Source organism: Tepidibacillus infernus, assembly GCF_048898065.1.
Classification (GTDB): Bacteria; Bacillota; Bacilli; order Tepidibacillales; family Tepidibacillaceae; genus Tepidibacillus_B; species Tepidibacillus_B infernus.
The window spans coordinates 1,045,287-1,063,701 of sequence record NZ_JBLWFI010000001.1; the positions used below are offsets into that span (position 1 = coordinate 1,045,287).

Annotated in this window: 20 protein-coding genes; 2 read left to right on the forward strand and 18 right to left on the reverse strand. The window is 37.2% G+C overall.

All coding sequences use genetic code 11. The annotated features are described in order from the left end of the window. Positions 1–223: 223 nt before the first annotated feature. From rnc to TEPIDINF_RS05395, 10 genes are all read right to left on the reverse strand, one after another. Positions 224–928, reverse strand: coding sequence for a ribonuclease III (gene rnc / locus TEPIDINF_RS05350; protein ID WP_399168416.1), 705 nt, complete (start codon positions 926–928; stop codon positions 224–226). A 10-nt stretch (positions 929–938) separates the two neighbouring features. Beyond that, positions 939–2,180, reverse strand: a complete 1,242-nt coding sequence (fabF, locus tag TEPIDINF_RS05355) for a beta-ketoacyl-ACP synthase II (RefSeq protein WP_421691490.1) — start codon at positions 2,178–2,180, stop codon at positions 939–941. Between the two features lie 93 nt (positions 2,181–2,273). Then, on the reverse strand, positions 2,274–2,507 hold the full coding sequence (gene acpP, locus TEPIDINF_RS05360) for an acyl carrier protein (RefSeq protein WP_068724502.1): 234 nt from the start codon (positions 2,505–2,507) through the stop codon (positions 2,274–2,276). Between the two features lie 52 nt (positions 2,508–2,559). Further along, positions 2,560–3,300, reverse strand: a complete 741-nt coding sequence (fabG, locus tag TEPIDINF_RS05365) for a 3-oxoacyl-[acyl-carrier-protein] reductase (protein ID WP_421691491.1) — start codon at positions 3,298–3,300, stop codon at positions 2,560–2,562. Positions 3,301–3,313: 13 nt separating this feature from the next. Then, entirely contained in the window at positions 3,314–4,249 is a 936-nt protein-coding gene (fabD, locus tag TEPIDINF_RS05370; protein WP_421691492.1) for an ACP S-malonyltransferase, read from the reverse strand. A gap of 11 nt (positions 4,250–4,260) precedes the next feature. Then, the gene (locus tag TEPIDINF_RS05375) at positions 4,261–5,259 is read right to left on the reverse strand and encodes a beta-ketoacyl-ACP synthase III (RefSeq protein ID WP_421691493.1); all 999 of its coding nucleotides are present in this window, start codon (positions 5,257–5,259) and stop codon (positions 4,261–4,263) included. Further along, a complete protein-coding gene (gene plsX, locus TEPIDINF_RS05380) occupies positions 5,246–6,259 on the reverse strand; it encodes a phosphate acyltransferase PlsX (protein WP_421691494.1) in 1,014 nt (337 codons plus the stop codon). The genes TEPIDINF_RS05375 and plsX overlap by 14 nt, the downstream gene beginning before the upstream one ends. A gap of 19 nt (positions 6,260–6,278) precedes the next feature. Then, entirely contained in the window at positions 6,279–6,851 is a 573-nt protein-coding gene (gene fapR, locus TEPIDINF_RS05385; protein ID WP_069799673.1) for a transcription factor FapR, read from the reverse strand. 137 nt (positions 6,852–6,988) lie between these two features. Next, entirely contained in the window at positions 6,989–7,162 is a 174-nt protein-coding gene (rpmF, locus tag TEPIDINF_RS05390) for a 50S ribosomal protein L32 (RefSeq protein ID WP_068724514.1), read from the reverse strand. Between the two features lie 61 nt (positions 7,163–7,223). Beyond that, a complete protein-coding gene (locus TEPIDINF_RS05395) occupies positions 7,224–7,748 on the reverse strand; it encodes a YceD family protein (RefSeq protein WP_069799671.1) in 525 nt (174 codons plus the stop codon). A 102-nt stretch (positions 7,749–7,850) separates the two neighbouring features. Here TEPIDINF_RS05395 and TEPIDINF_RS05400 point away from each other — a divergent pair, with 102 nt between their 5' ends. Beyond that, entirely contained in the window at positions 7,851–9,059 is a 1,209-nt protein-coding gene (locus tag TEPIDINF_RS05400) for a nucleotidyltransferase (protein WP_421691495.1), read from the forward strand. Here TEPIDINF_RS05400 and TEPIDINF_RS05405 read toward each other — a convergent pair. Beyond that, positions 9,040–10,131, reverse strand: a complete 1,092-nt coding sequence (locus TEPIDINF_RS05405; RefSeq protein ID WP_069799667.1) for a SepM family pheromone-processing serine protease — start codon at positions 10,129–10,131, stop codon at positions 9,040–9,042. The genes TEPIDINF_RS05400 and TEPIDINF_RS05405 overlap by 20 nt on opposite strands. After that, complete coding sequence (locus tag TEPIDINF_RS05410) at positions 10,118–10,909, reverse strand: patatin-like phospholipase family protein (protein WP_421691496.1); 792 nt, start codon at positions 10,907–10,909, stop codon at positions 10,118–10,120. Before TEPIDINF_RS05410 ends, TEPIDINF_RS05405 begins: the two co-directional genes overlap by 14 nt. Positions 10,910–11,051: 142 nt before the next feature. Between TEPIDINF_RS05410 and ylbJ the strand changes: the two genes are divergently transcribed. After that, on the forward strand, positions 11,052–12,302 hold the full coding sequence (ylbJ, locus tag TEPIDINF_RS05415) for a sporulation integral membrane protein YlbJ (protein WP_421691497.1): 1,251 nt from the start codon (positions 11,052–11,054) through the stop codon (positions 12,300–12,302). Between the two features lie 63 nt (positions 12,303–12,365). Here the strand turns inward: ylbJ and coaD are convergent, their stop codons facing one another. The 6 genes from coaD to TEPIDINF_RS05445 form a co-directional block, all read right to left on the reverse strand. Further along, positions 12,366–12,851: a pantetheine-phosphate adenylyltransferase gene (coaD, locus tag TEPIDINF_RS05420; RefSeq protein ID WP_068724528.1), complete on the reverse strand. Its 486-nt coding sequence runs from the start codon at positions 12,849–12,851 to the stop codon at positions 12,366–12,368. A gap of 29 nt (positions 12,852–12,880) precedes the next feature. Then, positions 12,881–13,435 (reverse strand): 16S rRNA (guanine(966)-N(2))-methyltransferase RsmD, encoded by a 555-nt coding sequence (rsmD, locus tag TEPIDINF_RS05425; RefSeq protein ID WP_069799661.1) that lies wholly within the window; start codon positions 13,433–13,435, stop codon positions 12,881–12,883. 225 nt (positions 13,436–13,660) lie between these two features. Beyond that, positions 13,661–15,727, reverse strand: a complete 2,067-nt coding sequence (gene recG / locus TEPIDINF_RS05430; RefSeq protein ID WP_421691498.1) for an ATP-dependent DNA helicase RecG — start codon at positions 15,725–15,727, stop codon at positions 13,661–13,663. Beyond that, positions 15,724–16,617: an L-serine ammonia-lyase, iron-sulfur-dependent, subunit alpha gene (sdaAA, locus tag TEPIDINF_RS05435; protein WP_421691499.1), complete on the reverse strand. Its 894-nt coding sequence runs from the start codon at positions 16,615–16,617 to the stop codon at positions 15,724–15,726. The genes recG and sdaAA overlap by 4 nt, the downstream gene beginning before the upstream one ends. Positions 16,618–16,632: 15 nt before the next feature. Further along, positions 16,633–17,298: an L-serine ammonia-lyase, iron-sulfur-dependent subunit beta gene (gene sdaAB, locus TEPIDINF_RS05440; protein ID WP_069799656.1), complete on the reverse strand. Its 666-nt coding sequence runs from the start codon at positions 17,296–17,298 to the stop codon at positions 16,633–16,635. A 256-nt stretch (positions 17,299–17,554) separates the two neighbouring features. Next, the gene (locus tag TEPIDINF_RS05445) at positions 17,555–18,409 is read right to left on the reverse strand and encodes a DegV family protein (RefSeq protein WP_421691500.1); all 855 of its coding nucleotides are present in this window, start codon (positions 18,407–18,409) and stop codon (positions 17,555–17,557) included. Between the last annotated feature and the right edge of the window lie 6 nt (positions 18,410–18,415).

Genomic DNA, 18,415 nt, shown 5'->3' on the forward strand with positions numbered 1-18,415 from the left:
TATTCCATCGCGCTCCGTCATCCGTGCCCTTCTATGAATACAGATTACGGAGAGAAGGGCACTTCTTAAGGCACACAAAGTGTACAAGTCGTGCTACACAGCTAAAGCTGCTAGTCACGCTATGTCGCAGCTTATGGAATATACAAACCCTTAAATGACAAATGGAAGAAAGTTATACTTTCTTAATCTTTAAAAAAAAGGAGCAGTGGTTTGCTCCCTTTTTCTATACGTTAACATCTAATTTTTTTAAAGCTTGTCGAGCTGCCTGTTGTTCAGATTCTTTTTTGCTTTTACCAATCCCATGGCCGTATACCTTTCCTTCAATTTGTACTTCAGAATGGAATTCACGATCATGAGCAGGGCCAATTTCTTCAACAATTTGATATACGATATTTCCTAAGTTATCATGCTGAACAAGCTCCTGTAATTGACTTTTGTAATCATGAACAAGAAAAAAGTCACCGTGATCAATCTTAGGAAATACGTACCTCTCTAAAAATTGTTTTACTGATTCGATTCCTTGATCCAAATAAAGAGCACCAATAAAGGATTCAAATACATCTGCAAGTAATGCAGGGCGAGCCCTTCCTCCAGTCAATTCCTCGCCTTTTCCAAGTAAGATATAGTCCCCGAAATGAAGGAATTCTGCAAAGTCTACTAAAGAAGATTCACAAACGATTGCAGCCCTTAGCTTCGTCATTTCTCCCTCTTTCATCTTTGGAAACTTATGAAAAAGATAGTCGGATACCGTAAGTTCTAATACTGCATCACCCAAATATTCTAAACGTTCATTATCTTGTAAATTACGATTACGATGTTCATTCACATAAGAGGAATGGGTAAAAGCCTGCCTCAAGATTTGGGTATTATGAAAAGAAATACCCAAATCTTCTTGAAGCAGTTTAAAATCTCTTGCCACTATTGTCACCACCAAGTTCCTATTCTTGATATTTTTTCATAATAATCGTTGCATTATGACCACCAAATCCTAGTGAGTTGGATAGTGCAACTTTAATTTCTTGTTTTCTATATTCATTGGGTACGTAATCAAGGTCACATTCAGGATCTCTTGTTTCATAGTTAATCGTTGGCGGGATGATTCCATTTTGTAGGGCTAGCGCCATCGCAATCGCTTCAACTGCTCCAGCAGCTCCTAATAAATGTCCTGTTACAGATTTTGTCGAACTTATAGCCAGTTTATAAGCATACTCTCCAAATGCTGCTTTAATCGCCATGGTTTCAAATTTATCATTCAATTCAGTCGAAGTTCCATGAGCATTAATATAATCTACTTCTTCAGGTTGAATATTCGCCCTTCTTAAAGCCATTTTCATTGCTCTAGCTGCACCTTCTCCACCAGGAGCAGGACTTGTTAAATGATAGGCATCTCCAGTAGCACCATAGCCAATCACTTCAGCATAAATTTTTGCTCCACGACTTAAAGCATGATCTAACGATTCTAAAATCAGAACTCCTGCTCCTTCACTCATGACAAAGCCATCTCGATCTTTATCAAAAGGGCGACTTGCTCTTTTTGGATCCTCATTTCGTGTAGAAAGAGCCTTCATAGAAGCAAAACCGCCGATCGCTAATGGGGTAATGGTTGCTTCAGTTCCTCCAGTAATCATGACATCTGCATCCCCACGTTGAATCATCAAATACGCATCTCCGATCGCATGGGTTCCAGTTGCACATGCAGAAACAGGTGCACTGTTTGGTCCTTTTGCTCCTGTAAATATAGAAACCTGTCCAGATGCCATATTACCTATTAACATAGGAATAAAAAATGGACTAATTCGTTTTGGACCTTTCTCCAGCATGACTTTATGTTGTTCTTCTATTGTTTTTAACCCACCAATACCAGAGCCGATATAAACGCCCACATGATCTGCGTTTGTATCATCTATCACTAAATTTGCATCATTAATTGCCATTTTTGATGCAGCGATAGCAAATTGAGTAAAACGATCCATCCTTTTCGTCTCTTTTTTATCGATATATTCTTCAGGATTAAAATCCTTTACTTCCCCTGCAAATTTAATTGTAAAATCAGCAGTGTCAAATTGAGTAATATAATCAATCCCTGAATTGCCATGAATCAAGTTATGCCAAAATAAGTCGATATGATTCCCAATAGGAGAAACGACTCCCATACCAGTTACAACGACACGTTTATCCATTATTACACCCCTTATGACGCTGTTTAAGGAAAAGAAAGTTATACATTCTTTATTGAGAAGAAAGTCCCGGAAGTTCGGGACTTTATGTTGTACTTACTGATGAGCTTTAATATAATCTACAACTTCTCCTACTTTGGAGATTTTTTCTGCATCTTCATCAGAAATTTCTATCTCAAACTCATCTTCTAACTCCATCACTAATTCTACAATGTCTAATGAATCAGCGCCAAGATCATCTTTAAATGAAGATTCAAGTTTTACCTCTTCTTCATCAACTCCCAGACGATCTACAATAATTTTCTTTACACGATCAAATATATCTGCCACGATCGTTCACCTCCTCTCCAGTATTATACGAAAATGATTAGGAAAAAACTAGTCACATGACCATTCCACCATCTACATGTAACACTTGTCCAGTCATATAGCTAGCATCCTCAGATACCAAAAATCTGACAACTTTTGCTACATCTTTGGCTGAACCAAGACGAGCTAATGGGATTTGCGATAATAGTTGTGTTCGAATCTCCTCTTTTAGAGAAGCGGTCATATCTGTCTCGATAAAACCTGGGGCTACCGCATTAACAGTAATTCCTCTAGATGCAAACTCTCGGGCCAATGTCTTAGTCAACCCAATTACCCCTGCTTTTGCAGCGACATAGTTCGCCTGTCCCGGATTACCAAGAACACCGACAACTGAAGAAATATTGATGATTCTTCCTTCTCTTTGTTTCATCATTTGCCTAGACACAGCTTTACTTAACAAGAAGACACTTTTTAGATTGGTATCGATGACAGTGTCCCAATCCTCTACTTTCATTCTCATAATTAAGTTGTCCCTAGTAATACCAGCGTTATTTACAAGTATATCAATTTTACCGAATTTGGTTAAAGTCAGATTCACCATATTTTCTACATCATCAGGGTTAGACACATCAGCTTGTACCACTAATGCTACTCTTCCTAACTTCTTTACGAGCTCTGCTACTTCCTCAGCTCTTTCTCTATTTCCCATGTAATTGATAACCACATTGGCTCCTGCTTCTGCTAAAACTAATGCAATCTCTCTACCAATTCCCCGAGAAGCGCCAGTTACAATAGCCACTTTAGAATTCAGCATTGGATTGCCCCCTTTATTTTAAGCTATTTTTAAAGTTTTCAAATGAAGTAATATCTTCAATCGAATAAGTTTGTATTTGGTTATTAATCTTCTTCACTAATCCTGTTAGTACTTTTCCAGGACCCACTTCAACAAATGTATCAATTCCTTGGTCGATCATCCATTCAATTGAATCAGTCCATAAAACAGGGGACACCACTTGTTCTACTAAATGGTGTTTGATTGTTACAGGATTGGTCTCAGGTTTGCCTGTTACATTCATGACAACTGGAACTATTGGTTCCACTATTTTTGTTTCATTTAAGTAAGATTGTAATTTTTCTTTCGCAGGTTTCATCAAGCGGGAATGGAATGGACCACTCACTGCTAGGGGGATTACTCTTCTTGCTCCCTTTGCTTTTGCTTCTTGGCTAGCCATTTCAACCCCGGTTTTACTTCCAGAGATGACAATCTGATTGGGTGTATTAAGATTAGCTAATTCCACAATATGGCCTTTTTCTGTTATTTCACGGCAGACTTGATCTAATTCATTTTTTTCCATTCCCATAATGGCTGCCATTGTACCTTCCCCATTTGGAACGGCTTCTTCCATCCATTGGCCCCGTTTCTTAACTGCCTGCAAAGCATCTTTAAAAGATATACCCTCTGCTGCTGTTAAGGCACTATACTCTCCTAAACTATGCCCAGCAACAAAATCTGGTCTTACTCCCATCTCTTTAACTACATTCCATATCGCTAAGCTAGCAGTAAGGATTGCTGGTTGTGTATGGACTGTTAATCGCAAATCTTCTTCTGGTCCATTAAACATCAATCCAGATAAAGAATAACCCAGCCATTCATCGGCTTGTTGAAACGTTTCCCTAGCACTTGGGTATTCTTTATAAAACTCGGATCCCATCCCTACATATTGGGAACCTTGCCCTGGAAAAATGATCGCTATTTTTTGCATTTAAATCCTCCTTACTTTTGCTTAAACCATTTTAAAAGAGTTGCTCCCCATGTTAAACCGGCTCCAAAGGCAACGAGCAAGACATAGTCGCCATGCTTGATTCTCTTTTCTTGTAAAGCTTCATCCAAGGCAACCGGAATCGAGGCAGAAGACATATTGCCATAACGATCAAGGTTAACAACGACTTTGTCGCGGTCTAATTCTAAGCGTTGTACAGCATAGTCAATGATTCTTAAATTCGCTTGATGGGGTACAAGAAAATCAATATCTTCTTTGTTTAGACCAGCTTTTTCAATTACACGCATTGGTGATTGTTCCATCGTTTTAACTGCAAATTTAAAAACTTCGCTACCTGCCATCTGAATATAATGTAATTTTTGCTGTACAGTTTCATCGGAGGAAGGCATTCTTGAACCACCTGCTGGTAATTTTAACAAACTACCACCTGAACCATCGGAGCCTAATTCAAAGGATAGAAAACCATACCCTTCTTCGACAGGACCAAGGACAGCTGCTCCAGCACCATCACCAAATAAAACGCAAGTATTTCGATCTGTATAATCTGTAATTTTAGATAATGTTTCTACGCCCACAACAAGAACATATTGATAAGTACCTGATTTAATAAATTGAGAACCTGTGGATAAACCATAAATGAAGCCTGAACAACCTGCTGCTAAATCAAAAGCTGCTGCTCGATTAGCCCCTAATTTATCTTGCAAAATATTAGAAGTTGAAGGAAAAGATGTGTCAGGTGTTACCGTTGCGACAATGATTAAATCTAATTGTTCTGGTGTTATGTTTGCTCTTTCTAAAGCTAGCTTTGCAGCTTCATAAGCTAAATCAGACGAAGCTTGCTCTTTGGAAGCGATTCTTCTTTCTCTAATTCCTGTTCTTGAGACGATCCACTCATTATTGGTGTCTACCATTTTTTCTAAATCAAAATTTGTTAACACTTTTTCTGGAACATACGAACCTATACCTAAAATTCCAACACTATTTGTCACCATTTTGATTCTCCACCCCTTTTGCAATTTCTTGCTCTATTTTTTCGATTACTTGATTTTTCAAAAATAATCTAGCTTGTCGGACAGCATTCATAATCGCTTTGCTATCTGATGAGCCATGTGCTTTTATAAAAGCACCATTTACTCCGAGAAGCGGAGCTCCTCCTACTTCGGAATAATCCAACTTTTTCTTGAAATTCTTAAGTCCTGGTTTCAGTATCGCAGCTGCTAATTTTGTTAATGTGTTATGCATAAATTCCTTTTTTAGCAATTGAAAAACAGTACTAGCAACACCCTCTGTTGTTTTAAGAAGAATGTTCCCAGAAAAGCCATCAGTAATCAGCACATCACATACGCCATTTAAAACATCCCTAGCTTCCACATTTCCGACAAACTGGACTGAAAGTGCTTTTAAGAGTGGGAATGTTTTTTTTGTCAGTTCATTTCCTTTCGTATCCTCTGTACCAACATTTAATAATCCTATTCTCGGATTTTGTATGCCTAAAACTTGTTCCGAATAAATTCTTCCCATTACAGCATATTGAACGAGATGTTCTGGCTTTGGATCCATGTTTGCTCCTACGTCAAGAATTAAAATTTCATTCTCACCCATTGTTGGTAAAACAGGAGCTAATGCTGGCCTTTCAATTCCAGCTAGTCTTCCTGCGATTAATAACCCAGAAGCCATAAAGGCTCCCGTGTTACCAGCGGTAATCACTGCATCCACTTCTTTTTCTTTTACCATTCTTGATGCCACGACTAATGATGCTTCTTTTTTCTTTCTTACCGCTCTAGCTGGTTCGTCCTCAGTCAAAATCACTTCTTCCGCATGTTGAATGGTCAAGTTCTTTGGGAAGGGTTCAGTTTTCACTTTATTGATTTCTTCTGTTTTGCCAACCAGGACAATCTCAATATCATTAAAACGTTTTGCGGCATCAATTGCCCCTTGTACTGTACTCTTGGGCGCAAAATCACCGCCCATAGCATCAATCGCAATTTTCATGACGATCCTCCTATTCAAGCTATAGTCCCTTGGATCGATAAACCGTAAATTTTCCTTTAAACACAATCTCATTTCTCACAAAGGTTTCTACTTCTATTTCGCTTCGATCAAAATGTTGGTCGATCACTTTTGCTTTAGCGACAAGTCTTTCATTTAAATAAACAGGTCGAATAAAACGAATCTCAGCTTTAGCTGTTAACGCAATTTCTTCATTGATTAACGCGACAGCTAATGAATTGGCCTGTGCAAATATATAATGTCCTCTAGCAATTCCCGTTTTATTAAAAACTTGATCCTCTTGAATTTCCATCATCGAGATTCCGTATTGATCCAATTGTAAATCGAGGATTTCACCGATCACTTCATTTATTTGTAATGATTTTACATGATCATTATTCTCTTTAGCCATCGATTTTAGCCGTTCTCTTTGTTCTGGAATTCCTAGCTCCATTCGATCTAAGCGAATCGTTTGAATACTCACCTGAAACTTCTTTGCTAGTTCTTCATCAGTTATCAACGGATTTTCATCCACCACATTTTTTAATTCTTCTTGTCTTTTCTTTTTTGGAATTCGTGCGATGGTAATCACCACCTAATCTTATCACCTATTTTTAGTATCAGGTACTAATTAGTATAGTAAAAAAATACCGCTTTTTCAAGCGGTAAAGGAAAATTAAGTATAACGATTAAAATAGAAAAGCAAGAACATTGTGTCCTTGCTATCTGAGATTATTTACTTATAACTTCTTTTCCTTTGTAAGTTCCACAATTTTTACATACACGATGAGCTAATTTATACTCACCACATTGTGAGCATTTTACCATTCCTGGTACTTCCAATTTAAAATGAGTACGGCGCTTATCGCGACGGGTTTTAGAAGTTCTTCTAAAAGGTACTGCCATGAATCCCACCTCCTTGAAGAGATTAAAGTCTATACAAAATGAGTAAAATGACCTTTTTATTTTACTCTGATGTATCATTTTGGTCAAACCATTTTGCTAAATCTGCTAACCTAGGATCAACCTTCTCCTGTTTACATTCACATGTTCTCTCATTTAAGTTGATTCCACAGGTTGGACAAAGTCCTTTACATTCCTCATGACAAACCGGGACATAAGGAATATTTAACAATACATTTTCTTGGACAACAGCAGTTACATCGATTTCATCACTCTGTAAGATATGAATCCTCTCATCGTCATCGTCCCATTGTTCTTCCAAATCTTTGGATAAAAAGACCTCATCAAGTTCACTTTGCAATGGATAGTCGAAAAAGGATAAGCATCTTGAACATTGTAATGTTAATATGGTTTGGACTTGTCCTTTTAGGATGTAGATATCTGCTGTTTTATCAGCTAGAGCTGTCACTTCAACGGGTTTTATCCCCTTAATCTGGTCAATCTCTTTTGTTAAATGAGACAAATCTTCAGTATAGTGAAGTTTTAAAGGTACTTTGCTTTTATCCAGTTCCCAAGTTTTGATAATCAAGACTGTCACCTCATAAACAACAAGTTTCATTATATCTTATCATTTTTAAATTTGTCAATCATTGTTTCTTCGGTTATAATACCTTTGAAACGGGGGATTCTTATGACTACACTAGGAATTATTGTTGAATACAATCCATTCCATAATGGCCACCTTTACCATTTACAGCAGGCCAAAAAAATGATCCATCCTGAGACCACGATCGCGGTAATGTCCGGTTCTTTTGTTCAGCGTGGAGAACCTGCGATTGTGGACAAATGGACAAGAACCAAAATGGCTTTACGCCAAGGTATTGATCTTGTTATCGAACTGCCAACGATCTTTGCCACTCAATCAGCCGATTGGTTTGCATTTGGCGCGATTTCCATTCTTGAACATTTAAAGGTTGATCACTTGGTCTTTGGAAGCGAGTCAAATTCCATCTCGTCCTTATACCAGATCGCCCATGTATTATACAAGGAACCCGATTCATTCAAAAATAGAATAAAAGAAGCTCTTTCATTAGGCCATTCTTACCCAAAAGCACTATCTCTATCCTTAGAGTCATTTTTTGAACAGGATCAGGTTCGATTAAAAGAACCAAATGATCTTTTGGGCCTACAATATTTGATCCAATTGAAAAAATTAAACAGTAAGATTCAAGCTCACACAATTCAAAGAAAATCAGTCCATTATCACGAACCTATGCTTAATCATTTTGATTCTTTTGCAAGTGCAACAGCGATAAGAAAAAATATTCTTTCAACCAACCGTTTGGATCAAATTGAACCCGTCGTACCTTCTAGTACCTACCATGAATTAGAACGAGAATTACAACATCAGAGAATCCATTCTTGGGATCACTTTTTCCCTTTTCTCCAATTTCTCTTAACGACTAAGTCCCATTCTCAACTAAAAGAAATACATGGTATTGAAGAAGGGATAGAGTACCGGTTAAAAGAATATGCTTTTACCTCTTCCAATTTTGAAGAATTGATTCAGTCCATCAAAACAAAACGATATACACGGACAAAACTCCAACGGATGCTCCTTCATATCTTGTTAAATGTTACAAAGGCTCAAATTGCTTCACTAGATATGAAAAAAGGTCCTAGTTATCTGCGAATCTTAGGATTTAATGAACGCGGACGTGCTTATTTAAATCGAATCAAACATCAGGTACAAGTTCCAATGATCACAAAAATCTCTCGTCATCAACCGCAAATGTTTGAAACGGATGTTCAAGCAAGTATGGTTTACGAATTAGGATTAAAAAATCGTTTACTAACAAAGTTAGAATACAAACAAAAACCTATTTTTTATTCTCCTTAGGGGATAAGCCTTGCAAATATTTTAGGGCTTCTTTTACATTAGATACGGGTACGATTGTAAGGGGATTTCCTAAGGAGCGATTTGACTCTTTAGCTTCTTTTTGGTTTGTATCATCAGTAGCAATATCTTTTGGTACAAAGAAGATCTCTGCCCCCTTTTCATAAGCGGCCTTTACTTTTAAGCGAGCTCCCCCAATCTGCCCTACGGTTCCATCTGGCTGAATCGTACCTGTTCCAGCAATTTGATAGCCCTTTGTGAGATCTTCCGAAGTCAATTGATTGATGATTTCTAAAGTAAACATTAAACCAGCTGAAGGTCCGCCAATATCTTCTGTGTTAAATACAACTTTTTTGGATGGGATCACTTCTCTTTCTTGAGCAGGATAAATTCCAAAACCCACTCTCCTCTCACTTTGAGATTTTGTTTCCAGATCTAAAGAGGTTTGTTGAGAAAGTTTAGCTAATTGTATTGACTTTAAGTAAGTTTTTCCTTCCCTTATAAAACGTACATCAATGTTTTCACCAACCTTTTTCTTTTCAAGTATATGTAATAACTCCTTTACTTCTTTTATTGATTGGTGATCAACTTCGATAATTAAATCTCCTACTTTAAATATGTTTTCTGCTGGCATCCCCTTAACCACTTCCATCACGAGAATTCCATTATTTTTTACGATTATTGGTTGGTTAATGGCTTGGAAAGCTGCAATCATTGCATCTTCTTGGGATATTTTCATCACCTGCAATTGCCTCTTCGAATAATCCTCAGGATTTTCATTTTCACCTAAAACTGCCTTTTTAGGAAGCGTCTCCATGTAAGGGTCTAGATATGTATAAAGGTAATATGCCAAATTTCCTGTTCCTAGTGCAACGGTCGTTAACAAGAAATTTCCTTTTTCTTTGTATCCCCCTTGTACTTCAATCATAGGACTTAATTCCATTGCAGAACCAGGACTTGTAATAAAATAAGGTACTGGTATGTAAAATGTGAGGTAAACAAAAATAATGATAACCATTACCACCCATTGAATCCGTTTTATTTTACGCGATTGAACATTATTATTTTTTTCCATGATGATTCTCCCATTGTATTAGTGCTTCCTTAATTTCTTCAATCACTTCGTTAGCTTTTCGATAACCTTCATCAATAATATCCTTCACATTTGTAAAGGATGTCGTACTAATCTCCCCAACATTAGGGCGAATGACGTAATCGGCACTTATGATTTGTTGGTGATAGATTTGCCTTTCCATAATATCGATCGTCTGAGTTATTACATCAAAAATCGATTTTACTTTCATTTTAGCGTCAACCATCCCAACATCTACAGCGATCACAAATTCTGCCCCCATTTCTCGTACCGAATGGATAGGGACACGTTCAACAACCCCTCCATCTACAAGAAGTTGATCATTTACTCTCTCCGGAACAAAAATTCCTGGAATCGAAATACTAGCACGAACAGCTTGAGCGATTGGCCCTTCACGAAATACTTTCTTTTGGCCGTTTTCAATATCTGTGGCAACAATAGCCAAGGGAATCGGCAAATCTTCTATATTCTTCCCATGAGTAAGGATTCGTATTAATTCTTTTATCTTATCACCAGTTATCAACCCCAATTTGGGAACTGAAAAGTCTAACCAATATTTACGCTTTAAATGAATCGCTAATTTTTCAATCATGTTAATATCATTATGATTTGCAAATAAAGCACCAATTAAGCTTCCCATACTACTACCAGCAATAAAATCAATGGGAATTTGATGTTCTTGCAACACACGCAAAACCCCAATATGGGCTAATCCTCTTGCCCCTCCTGAGCCAAGGGCAATTCCGATCTTTGGTCTCATCTGTATATCACCTCTTTTTCAATCATATGCCTTTCATGTAGAGATAGTCCAGTATTCCTTCCAATAACAAAGTATGAAAGGTTGGTCTAAACGGGACAGACCTTACGTACATATGTAAAAGGAAGGTGAATGGAGGGATGCTATGAACACATCTAAAATTGGAAGTTCTCATTTAAAAACTTTAGTTTCTGGCATAGCAGCAATTTTTTTGGCCATTGCCATGGTGATGTTTCCCGATACAGCCTTTGATGCTTCTTTACAAGGCTTAAGAATTTGGTGGGATATTATTTTCCCGGCATTATTGCCTTTTTTTATTACATCGGAAGTTTTATTAGGGTTTGGGGTCGTTCATTTTATGGGTGTTTTATTAGAACCTTTAATGAGACCATTATTTAATGTGCCAGGCGTAGGTGCCTTTGTTTTAGCCATGGGCTTTGCATCAGGATATCCTATGGGAGCAAAACTCACTACTCGGTTAAGAGAGCAAAACATGATTACAAGAATAGAGGGAGAAAGGCTTGTGTCATTTACAAGTACCTCTGATCCACTTTTTCTCTTCGGTGCCGTCGCAGTCGGCTTTTTTCATGATGTAGAATTAGGGGTTCTTATTGCACTTATTCACTACTCTTCAAGTATTCTTTTAGGTTTTATTATGCGTTTTCATGAAAGAAGCAATAAAGAGCGTATTATCATTCCAGACCGTTTACATAACCAAAGAAATATATTGGTTAAAGCTTTTAAGGCCATGCATCGGTCTAGATTAAATGATGGCCGAAAGTTAGGAAAATTACTCGGAGATGCTGTTACCTCATCCATACAAACCTTGTTAATGATCGGCGGATTTATTATGGTATTTTCCGTTATTTTATCGATTTTGACACAAATTCAATTTACAGAAATCCTTACGAAGGGCATCACTCTGTTTTTACTCCCATTAGGCATTGCACCTGAAATGTCCCAATCGATAATTTACGGTTTCTTTGAAGTCACATTAGGTGCAAAAACAGTGAGTGAAGCTTCTACAAGTATTCCAATGGTCGAAAAATTAGCGATTGTAAGCGGTATTGCTGCATGGAGTGGCATTTCTGTCCATGCTCAGATTGCTGCTATTCTGCAAAGGACAGATATTCGCTATACACCTTTTTTATTTGCAAGAATTCTTCACACATTTATCGCCTTTATGATTTCTTTTATCGTTTGGAAACCATTTCATCTTGAGCAAGCTGCAAATAGTTTGCCGACATTTATATACCAATATTCTACAAGTCAGACCTCAATTGTTTCTCTTTGGAATACCTTTACCTACCAAAGTACATTACTATTATGGTTGCTTTTTATTTTGCTTCTGTTATCACTCTTTTCTTATTCAATCAAACGCAAACACGGTAAATAGTTTCTTTTTGCGATTGATAAAGAAGGAAGGCACCTACGTAGTTGATGCTGTAGGTGCTTTGTATTATTTCTTGGTATTGAATTTTTCCTTCAGTGCTTCTTCTACAAACTGAGGCACAAGGTCACTTACTGAACCATGATGTCGTGCGACTTCTTTTACAATACTTGAACTTAAGTAAGAATATGTGTTATTAGTCATCATAAAAAAAGTTTCAATATCATCATCAAGTTTTCGATTGATGGAAGCCATTTGCAATTCATACTCAAAATCTGAGACGGCTCTTAACCCTTTAATAATCGTATTTGCTTGTTTTAATCGCATATAATCAATCAATAATCCATGAAAACTATCAACCTCTACATGTGGTATCCCCTTTATCGCTTCACGAATGAGTTCAACCCTTTCTTCCACTGTGAATAAAGGGTTTTTGTTTGGATTAATTAAAACTGCCACTGTTACTTTATCAAAGATTTTTGCTCCTCTTTGGATAATATCTAGATGACCAAATGTCACAGGATCAAAGCTTCCTGGATAGACTGCGTGTATCAATGTTTAAACCTCCATTTATTGTATGACGATTAGATTTCATTTTGAAAAATTGTGATTCTTGTATTTCCGTAAATCGCTTTTTTAATCACTCGAAAATGGTCAATTCGTTCAGCTAACTCTACTTTACTATCGTGTTCAGTAACAATAATACCATTAGAATTGATCAAAGTGTATTCATAAAATGTATGTAATAGTTTTTCTATCATATTTAATTTGTAAGGAGGGTCAAGAAAAACCATGTCAAAATGCACTTCTCTCTTATACAATACCTTTAAAGCTCTTTCAGCCTCATTGAGATAAACTTCTGCTTGGCTAGAAAACCCAGTCGTTTCTAAATTTTGTTTGATCACTTCAATACTTTTACGATCACGATCTATAAAAATGGCGTGTTCCATTCCACGGCTTAAAGCTTCGATACCTAGCCCACCTGTACCAGCAAATAAATCTAACACATTCCCCCCATTTATATAGGGATAAATCATATTAAAAATGGATTCTTTTACCTTATCTGTAGTTGGTCTCGTATGGGTTCCTGGGACAGGCTTTAAGAATCTTCCCTTCGCTTGGCCAGCTATGACTCTCATGAAATCACTCTTTCCTTATACAGTAAAAAAATTATTTTTTCAGGTATAATATTCCCATTTTCGGTAATCCTAGTATTAGCAATACAAATGGTATTGCAGACAACCGCGGAGAAGACTTACGTTTCCCCATAAGCTCTTCCTCCGGTTTCTCCTCTCCCATTTCGTTGATGCACCTTGCGTGCATTAACCCCACAGAGGCTTTTTTTCTCTGTGGGATTTTTTTTTCTAGCTATCAACTGTCTTTTTCTGAAACAAGCCTAATAATTCAATTTCTTTTTTTAACCTACTCCATTTTTCTTGTTTCCATAGCTCTTCATTTTGAATCAATTGTTCTGCATCTTTTCTAGCAACTTCTAATGTACGGTAATCTTCTATCAGATCAGCAAGTTTAAAATTAGGTACTCCACTTTGTTTTACACCAAAAAAATCACCTGGCCCTCGCAATTCCAAATCTCTTCTCGCAATTTCAAAACCATCATTTGTTTCTGTCATGACTTTCATCCGTTCTTTACCTGTTTCTGATTTAGGATCAGCCAACAAAATACAATAGGATTGTTCAGAACCTCTTCCTACTCTCCCTCTTAATTGGTGCAATTGGGCTAATCCAAATCTCTCTGCATCATAAATGACCATAAGCGTTGCATTAGGAACGTTTACTCCAACTTCTACCACAGTTGTTGAAACCAAGACTTGAATCTGATTCATACTGAATCCTAACATGATTTCATCTTTTTCTTTAGGATGCAATCTCCCATGCATAAGTCCTATTTGATATTGCGGGAAATGTTGAATAAGTGCCGCATGAATGTCGATAGCATTTTGAACATCTAACTTATCTGATTCCTCAATTAAGGGGCAAATGACATAAGCTTGTCTACCTTGATTGATTTGTTTTTCCATAAAATCTAAGACTCGCGGAAACGTATCCGGTTTTACCCAATAAGTCTCAATTTTCTTCCTACCTGCTGGGTATTCATCGATCGTAGAAACATCCATATCCCCAAAAGCGGTAATGGCTAATGTTCTAGGTATTGGTGTCGCTGTCATATAAAGAACATCAGGGGTCTTTTCATCCCCTTTTTTCCTTAATAAAGCCCTTTGTTCTACTCCAAATCGGTGCTGTTCATCGGTAATCACTAAACCAAGTTTGTGAAATTGAACATCTTCTTGTATTAAAGCATGTGTACCCACTATGACATCGATCATCCCCATTTGTAACTGCCCCAGCATTTGGTGCCGTTGTTTTTCTGTCAATTTACCTGTCAATAAGCCAATTTCAACACCAAAAGGGGTAAGAATCTCTTTTAATGAATCCAAATGTTGTTCAGCCAATATTTCTGTAGGAACCATTAACGCTCCTTGGTAGCCAGTTAAAAAATTTGCATATAAGGTAATGGCAGCCACAACTGTTTTCCCAGACCCAACATCCCCCTGAAGTAATCGATTCATTGCATAGGATTGAGACATATCATGTAAAATTTCTTTTAACACCCTTTTTTGCGATTGAGTAAGCTCAAAAGGAAGGGTTTTGATCAACGGGATGAGTTGCTGCAGATCGATATTTCTTTCTATCCCTTCCCAATTTTCTCGGTTCATTTTTTTAAAAAGTTGAAGGCTTAATTGATAAAATAAAAGTTCATCATATACAAGTCTTCTTCGAGCAAGTTTTCCATCCTGAGTGTTTTTGGGAAAATGAATCGCTTGATATGCCTCGCGTAACGTATACAATTTGTACTGATCGATGATATCCTGTGGAAGATATTCTTCGATTGCTAGGCCAAACTGTTGTAAGCTTTGCATCATGATTCTTCGAAATCCCTGTTGATTCATATTTGTTGGTAAGGTGTAGAAAGGTAAAAGATTCCCTTTTTTTGTACTAACCGCCCTATCCAAAAACTCTGATTCACTTACTGTGATTTGTAATCGATACTTATCCCACTTACCAGTTAGGAGAATTGGACGTCCTGCTTTCAATTGATTTTTCAAAAAAGCTCTGTTAAACCAAGTTGCAGTAATGACAAATTGGTCAACAACGACGCGAACAGATACTATATTTTTTTTATTTGGTAGTCGTTTTAATAAAGGGTCACTATAAATCTTCCCTTCTATCGTGACCTTATCCCCGTGTGAAACTTCAGTGATTTTTTTTACACCATAGTCTTCATAACGATAAGGAAAATATTGGAATAAATCCTTAACCGTACGTATACCCATACCTAAAAGATCATCTGCTTTTTGCTTTCCTATTCCTTTTACACCAACTACTTCTTGTTGTAATGGATCGATACTCATTTCTTTTTGTGTAAAGGTGCTCCAAAAATTTCTATTTCAAAATTTCTTGCGGTTGGTGTAGCTGCTAAACCACCTAAAGCAGTCTCTTTTAAAGGCATCGGCATAGCGCAGCCAATACGATACATGGTTTCAATCACTTCATCTGGCGGAATCACACTTTGGATTCCTGCCAATGCCATATCAGCTGCAATCATTGCATTTGCAGCTCCCATCGCATTTCTTTTCACACAAGGAACTTCAACAAGACCCGCTACAGGATCGCAGGTTAAACCTAGCATATTTTTCAATGCAATAGCTAATGCATTGGCTGATTGGGTTGGTGTACCTCCTGCCATTTCAACCACAGCGGCTGCAGCCATTGCTGTAGCTGAACCGACCTCTGCTTGACAACCTCCTGCTGCTCCAGAAATAAAGGCATTGTTTGCAATGACTAATCCGATCGCCCCTGCTGTAAATAAAGCATGAACCATTTCTTCTTCTGAAGAATGCAATTTTTTTGCGGAAGCAAAAATCGTTCCAGGTAAAATCCCTACTGAACCAGCCGTCGGAGTTGCGACAATCGTTCCCATGGAAGCATTTACCTCTGAGGTAGCCACAGATTTACTTACCGCTTCAAGAATCGTTGAACCTGAGAGATAATGGCCATTTGCCAGATATTGAGCAAGTTTTTTCCCATCTCCACCACTTAAGCCACTTCGCGATTTTATTTCTTCTGTTAAGCCTTTTTCAATTGCGTCACGCATCACATATAAACTATTTCTCATTTGTTCAACGATATCTTCCTTAGATCGATTGTGTATTTCCATCTCCGATTCGATCATGATCTCCGAAATTTTCTTATTTTGTGATTCGGCCAATTCTACAAGTTGAGTAATAGATGTAAATTTCATTTGTCGTTTCCTCCACTAGCTGGTTTTAAGAAGAACAACACGTTTTACGTGAAGTAAGCCTTCAATTTCTTTCATCACTTTTTGGTTTATAGGCTGATCGGTTTCAATTACCATAAGGGCGGTTGAACCTTTTTCTTTTCTTGCTACTTCCATATAGCCAATATTAATTTCGAACAGACTTAAAACATTGGAAACAGAAGCAATCACACCAAATCGATCTTCATGAATCACAATTAAAGATGGGACATTTCCAGAAACCTTAATTTTAAATCCATTGATTTCAGTAATCTCCGCTTTACCACCACCAATAGAAATACCGGTGACTTCCAATGAGTTGTGATCATCCTCAAGGTGAATTTTTGCTGTATTTGGATGATCTGCTTCCTCTTCACTGATTACAAACTGTACGTCTATGCCAAAATCTTTTGCAATCACAAGAGAGTCTACGATTCGATTATCATAGGTATCAAAGTCTAATAAACCTCCAACAATCGCCACATCCGTACCATGCCCTTTATAAGTGTTTGCAAAAGACCCATATAAGGTGATAATGGCCTTTTTTGGCATTCTACCAAAAATACTTCTTGCAACTCTTCCTATTCTTGCTGCCCCAGCGGTATGTGAGCTAGATGGGCCAATCATAACCGGTCCAATAATATCAAAAACAGAATGATATTTCATATTCTCCTCCTGTGCCTAATCAAGTTTGTTCTAAGCAAAAAATCTTTCTTTCATCCATAAAAAATTTTCTCAAATTCATTAACCTTTAGCAAGAGTAAACTACTTTCACATCAGATTTAATCATATTCCCTCTTTTCTTTTGTAACAGACATTCAGTTGATTTTTCTAACTGTAAAAAAACCCCTTGCCTAAAATAAAATGTCCTTTACAAAGGGTACATTTTAAAATAGGCTTGGGGTTTATCAGCAACACTCAACTAAGATTTATACATCATGATTGCTAATGTTCCAGGACCTACATGAGTACCGATAACAGGTCCGATTTCCGTAATGACAAAATCCTGAACATTCATTTTTTCCCTTACGAGTTCTTCTAGCTTCTGAGCTTCTTCAAGGTTTATTGCATGAGAAATTCCTACACGTACTTTTTGATCTTTTGCATAATCCATTAACATTTCTATAATCTTCGAAGTCGCTTTATTCCGTCCTCTTACTTTGTCAATTGCAAAAACTTCTCCTTGGTCATTCAAAGACAAAATAGGTTTGATGTTTAATAAAGATCCAAACAATGAGGAAGCCCTTCCAATACGTCCACCTTTATGTAAATAAGTTAAAGAGTCCACTAAAAAATAAACTTGAGTATCCTTTATAAGTTCTTCTGCTATTTGAATCGCTTCTTCAAAGCTCTTGCCTGCCTTTACTGCTTCAGCAACTCCTACAACAATGATCCCAATCGAGTATGAAGCCTTTTTTGAATCTAAAACTGCAACTTCGATTCCTTCTTCTTCGACCATAGACTTAGCAAGGAGTGCTGATTGGACGGTTCCACTTAATGCAGCTGATAAATGAATCGAAATGATTTTGGCTTCATTTCCATTTGCCAACTTTTGATAAGTTTTAACAAAATCCATTGGAGATGGCTGTGATGTTGTTGGCAACTCATCAGATTGCTTTAATTTTTCATAAAAAACATTGGGCGTAATGGTTTCCCCATCAAGGTAGGTTTGATTTTGCATATGTACCTTTAATGGGACAACCGTTATTCCTAAAGATTGTGCAAGCTCTTTAGGGATATCTGCAGTACTATCAGTAACGACATAAACCTTCCCCATTTTGTC